The sequence below is a fragment of the Limnohabitans sp. Hippo3 genome (genome assembly GCF_003063665.1).
Lineage (GTDB): Bacteria > Pseudomonadota > Gammaproteobacteria > Burkholderiales > Burkholderiaceae_C > Limnohabitans_A.
Genome location: NZ_NESF01000009.1, coordinates 83,055 through 97,467 on the forward strand (window position 1 = coordinate 83,055; position 14,413 = coordinate 97,467).

14 protein-coding genes are annotated in these 14,413 nt (G+C 61.6%); 5 read left to right on the plus strand and 9 right to left on the minus strand.

Annotation, left to right across the window (positions count from 1 at the left end; all coding sequences use genetic code 11):
* Positions 1 to 39: 39 nt before the first annotated feature.
* From B9Z34_RS10700 to sucC, 3 genes are all read right to left on the minus strand, one after another.
* On the minus strand, positions 40 to 756 hold the full coding sequence (locus B9Z34_RS10700; protein WP_108428106.1) for a TerC family protein: 717 nt from the start codon (positions 754 to 756) through the stop codon (positions 40 to 42).
* Positions 757 to 886: 130 nt separating this feature from the next.
* The gene (gene sucD, locus B9Z34_RS10705; RefSeq protein WP_108428107.1) at positions 887 to 1,783 is read right to left on the minus strand and encodes a succinate--CoA ligase subunit alpha; all 897 of its coding nucleotides are present in this window, start codon (positions 1,781 to 1,783) and stop codon (positions 887 to 889) included.
* A 14-nt stretch (positions 1,784 to 1,797) separates the two neighbouring features.
* On the minus strand, positions 1,798 to 2,958 hold the full coding sequence (gene sucC, locus B9Z34_RS10710; protein WP_108428108.1) for an ADP-forming succinate--CoA ligase subunit beta: 1,161 nt from the start codon (positions 2,956 to 2,958) through the stop codon (positions 1,798 to 1,800).
* 186 nt (positions 2,959 to 3,144) lie between these two features.
* Here sucC and argC point away from each other — a divergent pair, with 186 nt between their 5' ends.
* Positions 3,145 to 4,068, plus strand: coding sequence for an N-acetyl-gamma-glutamyl-phosphate reductase (argC, locus tag B9Z34_RS10715; protein WP_108428109.1), 924 nt, complete (start codon positions 3,145 to 3,147; stop codon positions 4,066 to 4,068).
* 204 nt (positions 4,069 to 4,272) lie between these two features.
* On the opposite strand, the gene recX is transcribed toward argC, so the two are convergent.
* Both recX and recA read right to left on the minus strand, forming a co-directional pair.
* On the minus strand, positions 4,273 to 4,728 hold the full coding sequence (gene recX, locus B9Z34_RS10720; RefSeq protein WP_108428110.1) for a recombination regulator RecX: 456 nt from the start codon (positions 4,726 to 4,728) through the stop codon (positions 4,273 to 4,275).
* Positions 4,729 to 4,752: 24 nt separating this feature from the next.
* Positions 4,753 to 5,790: a recombinase RecA gene (gene recA, locus B9Z34_RS10725; RefSeq protein WP_108428111.1), complete on the minus strand. Its 1,038-nt coding sequence runs from the start codon at positions 5,788 to 5,790 to the stop codon at positions 4,753 to 4,755.
* 140 nt (positions 5,791 to 5,930) lie between these two features.
* Between recA and B9Z34_RS10730 the strand changes: the two genes are divergently transcribed.
* The 3 genes from B9Z34_RS10730 to B9Z34_RS10740 all read left to right on the plus strand — a co-directional run bounded on the left by B9Z34_RS10730 (position 5,931) and on the right by B9Z34_RS10740 (position 8,726).
* The gene (locus B9Z34_RS10730) at positions 5,931 to 6,434 is read left to right on the plus strand and encodes a MarR family winged helix-turn-helix transcriptional regulator (RefSeq protein WP_108428112.1); all 504 of its coding nucleotides are present in this window, start codon (positions 5,931 to 5,933) and stop codon (positions 6,432 to 6,434) included.
* Positions 6,435 to 6,537: 103 nt separating this feature from the next.
* Positions 6,538 to 7,212 carry a response regulator transcription factor gene (locus tag B9Z34_RS10735; protein ID WP_108406347.1) on the plus strand — a complete coding sequence of 225 codons (675 nt, stop codon included), beginning with the start codon at positions 6,538 to 6,540 and terminating at the stop codon, positions 7,210 to 7,212.
* A 50-nt stretch (positions 7,213 to 7,262) separates the two neighbouring features.
* Complete coding sequence (locus B9Z34_RS10740; RefSeq protein ID WP_233249554.1) at positions 7,263 to 8,726, plus strand: sensor histidine kinase; 1,464 nt, start codon at positions 7,263 to 7,265, stop codon at positions 8,724 to 8,726.
* A 71-nt stretch (positions 8,727 to 8,797) separates the two neighbouring features.
* On the opposite strand, the gene B9Z34_RS10745 is transcribed toward B9Z34_RS10740, so the two are convergent.
* From B9Z34_RS10745 to B9Z34_RS10760, 4 genes are all read right to left on the minus strand, one after another.
* On the minus strand, positions 8,798 to 9,457 hold the full coding sequence (locus B9Z34_RS10745) for a glutathione S-transferase family protein (RefSeq protein WP_108428113.1): 660 nt from the start codon (positions 9,455 to 9,457) through the stop codon (positions 8,798 to 8,800).
* A gap of 46 nt (positions 9,458 to 9,503) precedes the next feature.
* On the minus strand, positions 9,504 to 9,782 hold the full coding sequence (locus B9Z34_RS10750; protein WP_108428114.1) for a hypothetical protein: 279 nt from the start codon (positions 9,780 to 9,782) through the stop codon (positions 9,504 to 9,506).
* Positions 9,779 to 10,558 carry a biotin--[acetyl-CoA-carboxylase] ligase gene (locus B9Z34_RS10755; RefSeq protein ID WP_108428115.1) on the minus strand — a complete coding sequence of 260 codons (780 nt, stop codon included), beginning with the start codon at positions 10,556 to 10,558 and terminating at the stop codon, positions 9,779 to 9,781. Before B9Z34_RS10755 ends, B9Z34_RS10750 begins: the two co-directional genes overlap by 4 nt.
* A gap of 126 nt (positions 10,559 to 10,684) precedes the next feature.
* Positions 10,685 to 11,371 (minus strand): SET domain-containing protein, encoded by a 687-nt coding sequence (locus B9Z34_RS10760; RefSeq protein ID WP_108428116.1) that lies wholly within the window; start codon positions 11,369 to 11,371, stop codon positions 10,685 to 10,687.
* A 96-nt stretch (positions 11,372 to 11,467) separates the two neighbouring features.
* Here B9Z34_RS10760 and B9Z34_RS10765 point away from each other — a divergent pair, with 96 nt between their 5' ends.
* A complete protein-coding gene (locus B9Z34_RS10765; protein ID WP_108428117.1) occupies positions 11,468 to 14,392 on the plus strand; it encodes a DNA topoisomerase III in 2,925 nt (974 codons plus the stop codon).
* The last annotated feature ends 21 nt before the right edge of the window (positions 14,393 to 14,413 follow it).

The following is a 14,413-nucleotide window of genomic DNA, read 5'->3' on the forward strand; positions in this document are numbered from 1 at the left end:
GATGGTAAATCATTCACCCACCAAAGGCCTGTTTTCAGCTCAAGAGGCAGCGTTGTCGCTGTGTGCAGGACGGCGGGACATGATGAATTTGCCCAGTGCCAGCACCAGCAAAGCGCCTGCAATGCCCAAACCGTAGCCCCAGGCCTTGTCTTGCGGCAGGTAAGCCACTAGGCCAGGATCGGTCTGGATCATGGTGCCTGCGATCCAGCCCAGCAGCATGCCACCAGCAGTGATGATGATCGGGAAGCGGTCCATGAGTTTGAGCACCAGCTGACTGCCCCAAACGATGATCGGGATGCTGACCAGCAGGCCGAAGATGACCAAAGGCATCTGGTGGTCGGCGTTGCCCGAAGTCTGGGCGGCACCGGCGATGGCGATCACGTTGTCCACGCTCATGACCAAGTCAGCAATGATGACGGTTTTGACCGCGCCCCAGAGCTTGTCGCTGCCCTGGATGTTGCTGTGGTCGTCTTCCTCATCGGGGGTCAGCAGTTTCACGCCAATCCAGATGAGCAAGACCGCTCCCACAAACTTGAGGAAGGGGATGGCCAGCAAAGTGAGCGCAAAAAAGATCAGGATGACGCGCAACACGATGGCACCAGCGGTGCCCCAGATGATGCCTTTGGTGCGTTGGTGGTCCGGCAGCTGGCGGCAAGCTAGCGCAATCACCACGGCGTTGTCACCGCCCAGCAAGATGTCGATCATGATGATCTGGCCGACGGCGAACCAGAAAGCAGGGGTCAGAAATTCTTCCACGGTATTCCTTTGGTCACAGGCATGAAGCCGGTGAAGCATGAGTTCAAAAAAACGGAAAGCCGGATTGTCCCGCAGGACATCCGGCTTTGGCATTGTGGCTAACCACAGCCGCCCGTAAGCGGCCTGAAGTTTACTTCAGCTGGGCTTTGAGCAGTTTGCCCAGCTCAGACGGGTTGCGTGTCACCACGAAACCGCACTCTTCCATGATGGCCAGCTTGGCGTCGGCTGTGTCGGCGCCGCCGCTGATCAGCGCACCGGCGTGGCCCATGCGCTTGCCGGGAGGAGCCGTCACACCGGCGATGAAGCCGACAACGGGCTTCTTCATGTTGGCCTTGCACCACTGAGCGGCTTCGGCTTCGTCCGGGCCACCGATTTCACCGATCATGATGACGGCGTCGGTGTCTGGATCGTCGTTGAAAGCTTTCATCACGTCGATGTGCTTCAAACCGTTGATCGGGTCGCCACCGATACCGACGGCGCTGGACTGGCCCAGACCCACTTCGGTCAACATCGCCACGGCTTCATAGGTCAAAGTGCCCGAACGGGACACCACGCCGATGCGGCCTTTGCGGTGGATGTGACCGGGCATGATGCCGATCTTGATTTCGTCAGGGGTGATGAGACCTGGGCAGTTGGGGCCCAGCAGCAGGGTGCGCTTGCCGCCTTTGGCTTCCTTGGCCTTCATCTTGTTGCGCACTTCGAGCATGTCACGCACGGGAATGCCTTCGGTGATGCAGATCGCCAGGTCCAGATCGGCTTCCACAGCTTCCCAGATCGCATCGGCTGCGCCTGCTGGGGGCACGTAGATCACGGACACGGTCGCGCCGGTTTGCTGGGCGGCTTCCTTGACGGTGGAATAGATCGGGATGTTGAAGATGGACTCGCCCGCCTTCTTGGGGTTCACACCCGCGACGAAGCAGTTCTTGCCGTTCGCGTATTCCTGGCACTTCTCAGTGTGGAATTGACCGGTTTTGCCGGTGATGCCTTGGGTGATGACTTTGGTGTCTTTGTTGATATAGATCGACATGTGGTTCTCCTGGCTTACTTAACAGCAGCAACAATCTTGGTGGCTGCTTCAGCCATGGTGTCTGCAGCAATGATGGGCAGACCGGATTCGGCCAACAGCTTCTTGCCCAGCTCTTCGTTGGTGCCCTTCATGCGCACGACCAGTGGCACGGACAGGTTCACGGCCTTGCAAGCGGTGATCACGCCGGTGGCGATGGTGTCGCACTTCATGATGCCGCCGAAGATGTTGACCAAAATGCCTTTGACATTCTTGTTGCCCAACATGATCTTGAAGGCTTCGGTGACCTTCTCGGCTGTCGCGCCGCCGCCCACGTCCAGGAAGTTGGCAGGCTCGCCGCCGAACAGCTTGATGGTGTCCATGGTGGCCATGGCCAAGCCAGCGCCGTTGACCAAGCAGCCGATGTTGCCGTCCAGGCTGATGTAGGCCAGATCGAACTTGGAAGCTTCCACTTCCGCGGGATCTTCTTCGTCCAGATCGCGGTAAGCCACGATTTCGGGGTGACGGAACAGGGCGTTGGAGTCGAAGTTGAACTTCGCGTCCAGAGCCATCACGTTGCCTTTGCTGTCGCGGTTCAGTGGGTTGATTTCCACCAAGGAAGCGTCGGTTTCCATGTAGCACTGGTACAGCTTCTTGAAGATGTCCACGGCTTGCGCGGTGGAGTCAGCAGGCATGCCAATCGCATCAGCGATCTTCTTGGCTTGGGCATCGCCCAGACCGGTTAGGGGATCGATGAACTCGGTGATGATTTTCTCGGGGGTGGAGTGGGCCACTTCCTCGATGTCCATACCGCCTTCGCTCGAAGCGATGAAAGCGATCTTTTGTGTGGCGCGGTCGGTGACCACGGACACGTAGTACTCTTTGTTGATGTCAGCGCCGTCTTCAATATAGAGGCGACGGACTTTCTGGCCTTCGGGGCCGGTCTGGTGGGTCTTGAGCTGCATGCCCAGGATCTCGCCAGCCAAACGCTTGACGTCGTCGATGGTTTTGGCCACTTTGACGCCGCCGCCTTTGCCACGGCCACCGGCGTGGATCTGGGCCTTGACCACCCACACTGGGCCGCCCAGTTTTTGAGCGGCTTCAACAGCCTCTTGAACGGTGAATGCCGGGATGCCGCGAGGAACGGGCACACCGAATTGACGCAAGATTTCCTTGCCTTGGTACTCGTGAATCTTCATGAGGTCTTCTCTCAGAGGGGTGGTAATTCGACCGGTCTGCCGGGGTGCCTGAATCAAGCCGGGCACGTCAGCAGGCTCTGGACACTGCAGCCTGCGACTGTATCATGCTGCAATGCACCAATCCTGAGCCTTGCGTCTTACATTGACTTGACGTGCAGGCCCGGAATTCTTCAGAAAGTAATACCCATGGCCAAAATATTCATCGATGGCGAAGCCGGAACGACCGGTCTGCAGATCCGCGAGCGGCTGGCATTGATGCCCCAGATCGAGGTGCTCAGCATCGACCCGGCCCGTCGCAAGGACCCCGAGGCCAAACGCGAGTTGATGGCCGCGGCCGATCTGGTGGTGCTGTGCCTGCACGACGATGCGGCCATCGAATCGGTGGCCATGATCGACAGCCTGCCGGGTAAAAAACCGCGCATTGTGGATGCCTCGACCGCGCACCGCTGCCATCCCGACTGGGTCTTTGGCTTTTCTGAACTGGCCGCCGACCAACTGGCCGCCGTGCAGAAGGCCGAGCGGGTGGCCAACCCCGGCTGCTACGCCACGGGCGCGATCGCCATCTTGCGGCCTTTGGTCGACGCCGGGCTGCTGCCCCATGATTTTCCGGTGTGTCTGCCTTCAGTGAGTGGTTACTCCGGTGGCGGCCGCAGCATGATCGAGGACTACGAAGCCGGACGCGCACCCTTGTTTGAGGCCTACGCCCTGGGCCTCAAGCACAAGCACATCCCGGAAATCATGCGCTACACCGGGCTGACTTGCCGCCCCTTGTTTGTGCCGGCGGTGGGCAATTTCCGCCAGGGCATGCTGGTGCAACTGCCCCTGCACCTGGACAGCTTGCCGGGCAAGCCCGCAGCGGCTGACCTGCACGCGGCCTTGCAGGCGCACTACGCGGCCAGCCAGGCTTCAGGCGGCTGGGTGAGCGTGTTGCCGCCCACGGACAACCTGAAACTGGACGCCACGGCCCTGAATGACACCAACCAGCTGGAGATCCGGGTGTTTGCGAATGAAGAGGCTCGCCATGCCGTGGTGATCGCTCGCCTGGACAACCTGGGCAAGGGTGCCAGCGGCGCGGCGGTGCAAAACATCGCGTTGATGCTGGGCTTGTGACGGGTGAGATGCAGGCTGTGTGACACAACACACCGTCACGCCCCGAATTCTTCAAGATACTGAAGCCATCGACAGAGCCCTCTGGCGGCTCTCTCCAGCTTGAAGTGCCCCTTCGGGAGCAAGAGAAAGCAAGGTGGTTTCCCTGGTATCAGGGAGGTTCATTGGGGGGAGCCCTCAGAGGGCTTTGTGGGCTGTGCCTTCAATTCAGTCTTCGTCGGCGCCTTGCACGATCTTGCGCACCACCTCGGCGTTGAACCCGCGGGTCATCAAAAAGCGAATTTGTCTGGCCCGCTCGTTCGGGTCGACGGCTGGGCGGTCAAACTTTTTACGCCAAACGGCCAAGGCGCGGCTGAACTCGGTTTCGCGTAGGCCCTCCATCGCGGCGCTCACGGCCTCACCCGACAAACCTTTTGCAGCCAGCTCTTGCTTGACCCGCGCCGCACCCAGTTTGCCCGCACGGCGGTGGACCACCGACTCGATGGCGCGGCTGTCGTTGATGAAGTCCCGCGCCTGCAACTCATCGAGGGCTTTGGCCAGCTCGCCGGGCACTTCTTCGTGCTGTGCCAGCTTGCGCTCCAGCTCGGCACGCGAGTGTTCCCGCTGGCTCAAAAGCCGCAGGGCGCGGCCTTTGAGCGAGGGCTGAAAGCCGGGCTTGTTCAAGGCTTGTCTCCGCGCAATGGCCTTTTATTCGCCTTTGGGTTCGGCAATCGCCGATTCGAGCAAACGGATGCCCAGCGATTCGCGCACCTTGTTCTCGATCTCGCGGGCCAGGGCCGGGTTCTCGCGCAAAAATTCGCGGGCGTTGTCACGGCCCTGGCCAATTTTTTCGCCTTGGTAGGCGTACCAGGCGCCCGATTTGTCGACGATCTTGGCGGTCACACCCATGTCGATGACCTCGCCTTCGCGGCTGATGCCCTCGCCAAACAGGATGTCGAACTCGGCCGTCTTGAAGGGCGGAGCCACTTTGTTCTTGACCACTTTGACTTTGGTCTCGTTGCCGATGGCGTCGTCGCCCTTCTTGATGGTGCCGGTGCGGCGGATGTCGAGGCGCACCGAGGCGTAGAACTTGAGCGCGTTGCCGCCCGTGGTGGTTTCGGGGCTGCCGAACATGACGCCGATCTTCATGCGGATCTGGTTGATGAAGATGACGGTGCAGTTGGTTTTCTTGATGGTGGCAGTCAGCTTGCGCAGGGCCTGGCTCATCAATCGCGCTTGCAGGCCAGGCAGGCTGTCGCCCATATCGCCTTCGATTTCGGCCTTGGGGGTCAGGGCTGCCACCGAGTCGACCACCACCAGGTCCACCGCACCCGAACGCACCAGGCTGTCCACGATTTCGAGGGCCTGTTCGCCGGTGTCGGGTTGGGAAATCAGAAGATCTTGCAGGTTGACGCCCAGGTTCTGGGCGTATTGCACGTCGAGCGCGTGTTCGGCATCGACAAAGGCGCAGGTGCCGCCCAAGCGTTGCATTTCGGAGATGACTTGCAAAGTGAGTGTGGTTTTGCCCGACGACTCGGGGCCGTAAATTTCGATCACACGGCCGCGCGGCAGGCCACCCACGCCCAAGGCGATGTCCAGACCCAGGGAGCCGGTCGAGACGACCTGGATGTCTTCGATCTGCTCACCTTCGCCCAGACGCATGATGGTGCCTTTGCCAAATTGTTTTTCAATCTGGGCCAGGGCGGCTTGCAGGGCTTTGGACTTTTCGCTGTTGTCGTCGATCATGGGAATCTCCTTGAATATCAATGGGTTGGGGCACCGGTTTCAGCGAGAAGCTGTGCTTACTGGATGCGTAAACAGTACTGTAAACGAGCTGTATAAATATGTAAACACTATTTTTGGTCAGTTTGCCTTATCATTTGAGCATGTCAGAAAACACCCATTCAACCGCCTTGAGCAGCCCGGCGCTGCAGGATGACCGCTGGCGGCAGACGCATCTGGGCCGTTTGCTGGGCCATGCGATGCGGCGTTTTGACGAGCGCGTGCTGCATCTGATGGCGGGCAACGAGGGGGTGCCTTTGGCTTTGGCCAATCTGGCCTCGCGTGACCAGATCAGTGCCGCGCATGTGCACATCACGCGCCACCTGGCGCTGGACGGCTCTCGGCTGACCGATCTGGCCCGCGCTGCCGGCATGAGCAAGCAGGCCATGGGCGATCTGGTGGACCAGTGCGCCGCCTGGGGTTTGGTGCAGCGCGAAGCCGACCCGCTGGACGCGCGGGCCCGGCGCGTGGTGTTCACGCCCGTGGGGCTGGCTTGGCTGCAAGCCTTCAAGGACGCGGTGGCCCAAGCCGAGACCGAGTTTCGCGAGGCGGTGGGCAAGGACGTGGCCACGGTGGTGGCCCTGGGGCTGGAGGCCTATGCGCATTGAGCGGTTGTGCTGGCGAATGGGCTGGCCAAGCGCAAACCTGACACTAGAATCACAAAGCCGGGACAGAGCGCCCGCGCTGCAGCCACAACAACAGGAGACAGACATGCGCATTCTGATAGCCGAAGACGACCAGGTGCTTGCCGATGGTTTGTTGCGCACATTGCGCAGCGCGGGGGCGGCGGTCGACCATGTGGCCAGCGGCAGCGAGGCCGATGCGGCCTTGATGACCAACAACGAATTCGATCTGCTGATCCTCGATCTGGGCTTGCCCAAAATGCACGGTCTGGAAGTGCTCAAGCGATTGCGCGCCCGGGGCTCCACCCTACCCGTGCTCATCCTCACCGCGGCCGACAGCGTGGAAGAACGCGTCAAGGGCCTGGACTACGGCGCCGACGACTACATGGCCAAGCCCTTCAGCCTGCAGGAACTCGAAGCCCGCGTGCGCGCCCTCACCCGTCGGGGCATGGGGGGTGCCACCTCGCAGATCAAGCACGGCCCGCTGATCTATGACCAGTCCGGCCGCGTGGCCACAATCGACGGCAAGATGGTCGAGCTGTCGGCGCGGGAGCTGGGTCTGCTCGAAGTGCTGCTGCAACGCGCGGGCCGTCTGGTGAGCAAGGATCAGTTGGTCGAGCGCCTGTGCGAATGGGGCGAAGAGGTCAGCAACAACGCGATCGAGGTGTACATCCACCGCCTGCGCAAGAAGATCGAGAAGGGCCCGATCCGCATCGCCACCGTGCGCGGTCTGGGCTATTGCCTGGAAAAGATCCCGGGCTGATCAGCTGACGGCTTGAAGCTCGAGCAGCCTGAACGCCGCACCATCAACCCATGAAATCCCAAGGCTGGAACGTGCGCATTTTCAAGCGCGAGCAACGTTCATTGTTCGGGGAAATCCTGGACTGGATGCTCACCCCGCTGCTGCTGCTCTGGCCCATCAGCCTGGCCCTGACCTGGCTGGTGGCGCAGGGCCTGGCCAACAAGCCATTTGACCGGGCACTGGTCTATAACGTGCAAGCCCTGGCGCAACAAGTGCGTCTGGGCGTGGACAACCGAGTGCAGTTCAGCCTGCCCCAGCCTGCCAGCGAATTGCTGCGGGCCGACGAGACCGATCTGGTTTACTACCAGGTGCGCGGTGGGCGTGGCGAGCACCTCAGCGGTGAACGCGATCTGCCCATGCCCCCGCTCGATGAAGACAAGGGCAGCAGCTATGAAGTGCACATCCGCGATGACGAGATGCGTGGGTTGGAAGTGCGCGTGGCTTACACCTGGATCCGGCTGGATGCCGAGGGCAAAAACCCGGCCCTGGTGCAGGTGGCCGAGACACGAGAAAAGCGCTCGGTGCTGGCCGCCGAGATCATCAAAGGCGTGATGTTGCCCCAGTTCGCCCTTTTGCCTTTGGCTGTGCTGTTGGTCTGGCTGGCGCTGGTGCGCGGCATCAAGCCGCTGTCTGAACTGGAAGAGCGCATCCGTGCCCGCAAGCCCGACGACCTGAGCCCCTTGGACGACAAAGCCGTCCCCATGGAAGTGGCGCCGCTGGTGGTGTCGGTGAACGATTTGCTGGACCGCTTGAAGGACTCCATCGTCACGCAAAAACGCTTTTTGGCCGATGCCGCGCACCAGCTCAAAACGCCTCTGGCAGGTTTGCGCATGCAGGCCGATCTGGCGCAGCGCTCTGGCTCCAGCGAAGAGGAGCTGAAAAAATCGCTGCAGCAAATTGGCCGTGCCAGCGTGCAGGCCACACACACCGTGAACCAACTCTTGTCGCTCGCCCGTGCGGAAGGTGGCGGGGTGCACTTGACGCAACAAAGCTGCGACATGGTGGTGCTGGCCCAGGAAGTGTTGCAAGACTGCCTGCCCCGTGCCATGGACAAGGGCCTGGACATGGGCTACGAAGGGGTCGATCCCGACACAGCGGGCGCACAAGTGCAGGGCAACCCGACTTTGCTCAAGGAAATGCTGCGCAACCTGGTCGAAAACGCGGTGCATTACACCCCCAGCACGCCAGAGCGCCAAGGCGTGGTCACCGTGCGCGTGTTGGTGGACCCGTACAGCAAAGCCCTGGTCATCCAGGTTGAAGACAACGGCCTGGGCATTCCGGTGGCCGAGCGCGATCTGGTGTTTCAGCCTTTTTACCGGGCGCTGGGTACCAACGTGGACGGCTCAGGCCTGGGTTTGCCGATCGTCAAGGAAATCGCCCAGCAGCACGGGGCATCGATCACGGTGGATGCCGCCCACCCCGGACAGACCCCACCGGGGGCTTGCTTCACGCTGCGGTTCAACGCAACTGCTTGAGCACCCGCGCTGCCCAAGACTTTGTGGGAGGCTGCCCCTGCGGCCGAATGCCTGAAGGGGCGTTGTGCGCCTTAAGCGGGCTTGCCCATGTTCAGCTGCAAACGTTCGCGCTCCATCACGCGTGCCACGGCAGGTTCAGCGGCCACTTTTTGCACAAAGACCCACAACTCGGGGTGTTCTTCGGGCGCGATACCGGCAATCGTGCCCCAGCGGGTGAGCGTGAGGCTGTAGGCGTCCAGAGGGCCGAAGCGTTCGCCGCTCAACCAGGGCTGGCCCTTGGCAGCAGCGGCTTTCACCAAAGCTTGCAACTCGCCGAGCATGCCCCGGAACAATTGGGTGTTGTAGGGCTTGAGCGCCGCTTGCACTTCGGGTTGATCCGAAAACTTCTGCGGCATGAAGATGTGCGTGAACGTCGGGTGCACCGTGTTGTTCATCCAGGCCAGCGTCGAGAGGGCTTGTGCGCGGGCCAAAGCTTCTGTGGGCAAAAAGCCCATCTGCGGGAAGAGCTGGTCCAGGTGCAGGACGATGGCCACAATTTGCGTGATGGGCTGGCCGTTGTTCACCAGCACGGGCACCTGACCGCGTGGGTTGATGGCTTTGTAGTCGTCGCTGTTTTGCTCGCCTTTATGCAGCTTGACCATGCTGGGTTCAAATTCGGCACCGCTCATTTCCAGCAGCACGTGCGGCACAAAAGAACAGGCGCCGGGGGCAAAGTAAAGTTTCAGGCTCATGGGTGGGGTCTCCAGAAAAAAATCAAGGGTGAGCGGTTTTCGGCGTTTAGCCTGCGTCAGGGACAGCAGCACCACTGACCGGGGCAGTCGGCTCAGCGGCTGCAGGGGGCGTCGCTGCAGAGGGGCTGGCTGCAGACGAGGCTTCAGCTGGCAAGGGTGCCGGTGGGATCTCTATTTTCAGGGCTTCGGGCCGTATCTGTTTGCGCAGGCGTTCAGGTTCCTGCTGGGTGTGCGGGCCCCAACCCCAGCGGGCAAAGGCGTCCCATTGCCAGGCGAGTGTGGCCAGGTTCAGAACCAGCAGCAAGGCGATCAGCCAACGCATCATCGGGACGTCTCCTGCACCCCAAACGGGCGAACGCTGATTTCGGCGCTGTGGATGTCCTGCACGCCTGCATCGGTTTGCAGACGCAAAGCCCCCTGTGGGCTCACGTCCAGCGCTATGCCTTGTTGGCCGTCGCTGGTGTGCACGCGTCGGCCTTTGAGCGCATCGCGTGCTTCAAAGCGGGCTTGCAGCGGTGCGAAGCCTTCGCGCTCAAAGGTCAGCAAGGTCTGGACCAGTGGCAAGGCCACGCGAAGCAGGGCTGCCGGGGCGGTCAAGTCGGGCAACAGCTCGGTCAGGGCTGCTGGCGCTGTGTTCAGACCTTCTGCAGGACGTGCCCGGATGTTGAGGCCCACACCCACCACCACCTGGCTGCGGCAGCCCATGCTGGCCGCCTCAACCAGGATGCCGCCGAGCTTGCGGTCCTGGAACCACAAATCATTCGGCCACTTCAGGCCCACATCGGGGTGCAGGCTTTCGGCCAGGCTCAGGCCCACGGCCAGCGACAGGCCGGACCAATCCTTGGGCTGGAGGGACAAGCTGAGAGAAAAAGTGAGCGAGTCGCCAGGCTGGCTTTGCCAGACGCGCCCCATGCGGCCCCGTCCTGCGGTCTGGCGCTCGGCCACGAGCAGCGTGGCTTCGTGCTGGCCTGCGCGCGCCCGGCGCATGAGCTCGCTGTTGCTCGAATCGATCTCGGGCAACACCTCGACTGTGAATTCGGGCAGCAGCGGGCACACCTGCTCCCAAACAGCTTCAGCAGGCCAAGCGGTGGGCGTGATCATGGTGGCGGTGGCTCAACGGGCTTGTTGTGGGGGCGAGCCCCTGCTCGCGAATGACTGCCGGAGCCATTTCCACATTCGGCCGCAGGGGTGGCCTCTTACAGGGGTAACGCTGCAGGCCAGCATGCGTCAGCCTTTTGGGGTGCCCGCCTTCTTGGGCTTGCTTGCCTTTTTGGCTTTCTCCGCTTTCACGGGCTTGGCCGCCTTGGGCGCTTTGCCCTTGGCTTTCACCTTGGCATCGGCCTTGGCCTTGTCTTTGGCGGACTTGTCCTTCGATTTGGCCTTGGCATTTTTCTGGCTTGGAATCTTGGGCGTGTCCTTGCGCTCTTTGGGCGACAACAGGGTCCCGCGGCAATTGGCGCTGCCGCACCAGCAAGGGTATTCGGCCTTGAGTTTCTTGGTGTAGGGTTCGTCGATGATCAGGCCGTAGTCGTAGCTCAGTTCTTCGCCCGCCTTGATGTTGCGGATGGCCTTGATGAAAATTCGGTCGTTTTCTTCGTCGGCTTCGCAGTTGGGGTCGCAGCTGTGGTTGATCCAGCGCGAAGAGTTGCCGCCGTGCAGAGCGTCGATCACCCGGTCTTCGTTCACATGGAAGTAGAAGGTGTGGTTCGGGTCGTTCGGGTCGTGTGGGTGGCGGTCCTGTGCTTCGTCCCAGCTGATGATTTCGCCCACGTACTCGATGACGGTCTCGCCTTCGGCCAGGTCTTGCAGGGCAAAGACGCCCTTGCCGTGCACGCCGGAGCGGCGGACCTGGATGCGTTTGCCGGAAGCGCTCGGTGCGGTGCGGCTGGGTGAAGAAACAGGGGTTTTGGCCACGGCGTTAAAAATTTGTTATGGTGAATTCATGTGGGCGTGCGCGTGAGCGCGTGCCCGGGCGCGTGCGCACACGCGAGACAACGGGATTGTAATGACATGAAGACATTGGTAATTGCAGAGAAGCCTTCGGTGGCTCAAGACATCGTCAAAGCCTTGACGCCGACCTCGGGCAAGTTCGAAAAACACGACGACCATTTCGAGAACGACCGCTATGTGGTCACCAGCGCCGTGGGCCACCTGGTGGAGATCCAAGCCCCCGAGCAGTACGACGTCAAGCGCGGCAAGTGGAGCTTTGCCAACCTCCCCGTCATTCCGCCCCACTTTGACTTGAAGCCGGTGGACAAGACCAAGAGCCGGCTGAGTGCCGTGGTCAAGCAGGCCAAGCGCAAAGACGTGGACGCCCTCATCAACGCCTGTGACGCGGGCCGCGAGGGTGAGCTGATCTTCCGCCTGATCGAGCAGTACGCCGGGGGCAGCAAACCGCTGAACAAGCCCGTCAAGCGCCTGTGGCTGCAGTCCATGACACCGCAGGCCATCCGCGACGGCTTTGACAGCCTGCGCAGCGAGCAGCAAATGCAGGGTTTGGCCGACGCCGCCCGCAGCCGCTCCGAGGCCGACTGGTTGGTGGGCATCAACGGCACCCGCGCCATGACCGCATTCAACTCGCGCGACGGCGGCTTTTTCTTGACCACCGTGGGCCGGGTGCAAACGCCCACGCTCGCCGTGGTGGTCGAACGCGAAGAGCAAATCCGCAAGTTCGTGAGCCGCGACTATTGGGAAATCCACGCCGAGTTCGCCGCCGCTGCCGGGACGTATCCGGGCAAGTGGTTCGACCCGGCCTGGAAAAAAGAAGAAGACGCCGAGAAGAAAGCTGACCGCAAATGGACCGCCGCCGAGGCACAAGCCATCGTCGACGCGGTGCGCGGCCAGACGGCCAGCGTGACCGAAGAGGCCACGCCCACCACGCAAGCCAGCCCCGGCCTGTTTGACCTGACCAGCCTGCAGCGCGAGGCCAACGGCAAATTTGGTTTCTCGGCCAAGACCACGCTGGCGCTGGCTCAGAGCCTGTACGAACGTCACAAGGCCCTGACCTACCCGCGTACCGACTCGCGCCACCTGCCCGAAGACTATGTGCCCGTGGCCAAACAAACCTTCGAGATGCTGGCCGACAGCGGCATGCGCCACCTGGCCCCGCACGCGCTCACGGCGCTGAACAACAACTATGTGCGCAAGATCCCGCGCGTGTTCGACAACAAAAAGGTGTCGGACCACTTCGCCATCATCCCCACGCTGCAAGCGCCGAGTGGCTTGTCTGAGGCGGAACAAAAGCTGTACGACCTGGTGGTGCGCCGCTTCATGGCGGTGTTCTTCCCCAGCGCCGAATACCAGGTGACCACCCGCATCAGCGTGGCCGCAGGCCACAGCTTCAAGACCGTGGGCAAGGTGCTGGTCAAACCCGGCTGGCTCGCCATTTACGGCAAGGAAGCGGCCAACGAAGTGGAAGACGCCAAAGACGGTGACAAGGGCCAAAACCTGGTGCCGGTGCAACCGGGTGAGCAGGTGGGTGTCGAGTCGGTCGAAGCCAAGGGCCTGAAAACCCGCCCCCCCGCACGCTATTCAGAGGCCACGCTGTTGGGCGCCATGGAAGGCGCAGGCAAGCTGGTGGACGATGACGAGCTGCGCGAAGCCATGCAGGAAAAAGGCCTGGGCACGCCAGCCACCCGCGCCGCGATCATCGAAGGCCTGCTGAATGAAAAATACATGCTGCGCGAAGGCCGCGAGATCATCCCCACAGCCAAGGCCTTCCAGCTCATGACGCTGCTGCGCGGCCTGCAGGTGGAAGAACTCTCGCGCCCCGAACTCACGGGCGAGTGGGAGTACAAGCTCGCGCAAATGGAGCAAGGCAAATTGAGCCGCGCCACCTTCATGGCCGAAATCGCGGCCATGACCGAGCACATCGTCAAGAAAGCCAAAGAATACGACCGCGACACCGTGCCCGGTGACTACGCCACCCTCTCCACGCCCTGCCCCAACTGCGGCGGCGTGGTGAAAGAAAACTACCGCAGGTATACCTGCACGGGCGCCGACGGCGCGAGCGAAGGTTGCGGCTTCTCGTTTGGTAAGTCGCCTGCGGGCCGCACCTTTGAGCAAGCCGAGGTCGAGCAGTTCATGCGCGACAAGAAGATCGGTCCGCTCGACGGCTTCCGCTCCAAGGCGGGTTGGCCCTTTGTGGCCGAAATGGCGCTCAAGTACAACGAAGAAGAAAAGAACTGGAAGCTCGAATTTGACTTCGGTGACGACAAGAAAAACGAAGACAGCGGCGAGATCGTCGAGTTCAGCGACGAGGCCTTGGGCGCTTGCCCCAAGTGCGGCAGCCCGGTGCACGAGCACGGCAGCAACTACGTGTGCAGCAAAGCTGTGCCGACCCACTCACAGCCCACCCCGAGTTGTGACTTCAAGACCGGCAAGCTGATCTTGCAGCAGCCGATCGAGCGTGATCAGGTCGTCAAACTTCTGGCCAGCGGCAAAACCGATGTGCTCGACAAGTTCGTCAGCAACCGTACCCGCCGCAGCTTCAAGGCCATGCTGGCCTGGAACCCTGAAGAGGGCAAAGTGACGTTTGAGTTCGAGCAGCGCGAAGGCGGCAAGAAATACCCGCCGCGCAAGACGGCGGCCACCAAGACGCCGTTTGGCAAAGTCGCCGCCAAAAAGACGACCGCCAAAACGGCCAAAGCCCCTGCGGCCAAAAAAGCCGCCAAGACCGCCGCTCCCAAAGCGCCTCGCAAAGCCGCTGTGGGCACTTTGAAGCCTAGCGCCGCATTGGCCGCGGTGATCGGTGACGGCACCTACGCCCGCACCGAGGTGGTCAAGAAAATCTGGGACTACATCAAGGCCCAGGGCTTGCAAGACCCGGCTGACAAGCGCTCGATCAAGGCCGACGGCAAGTTGCAGGCCGTGTTCGGTAAAGACAGCGCCACCATGTTCGAGCTGGCTGGCATCATTGGCAAGCACCTGAGCTGAGCCTACCAGCCCAAAGGCTGG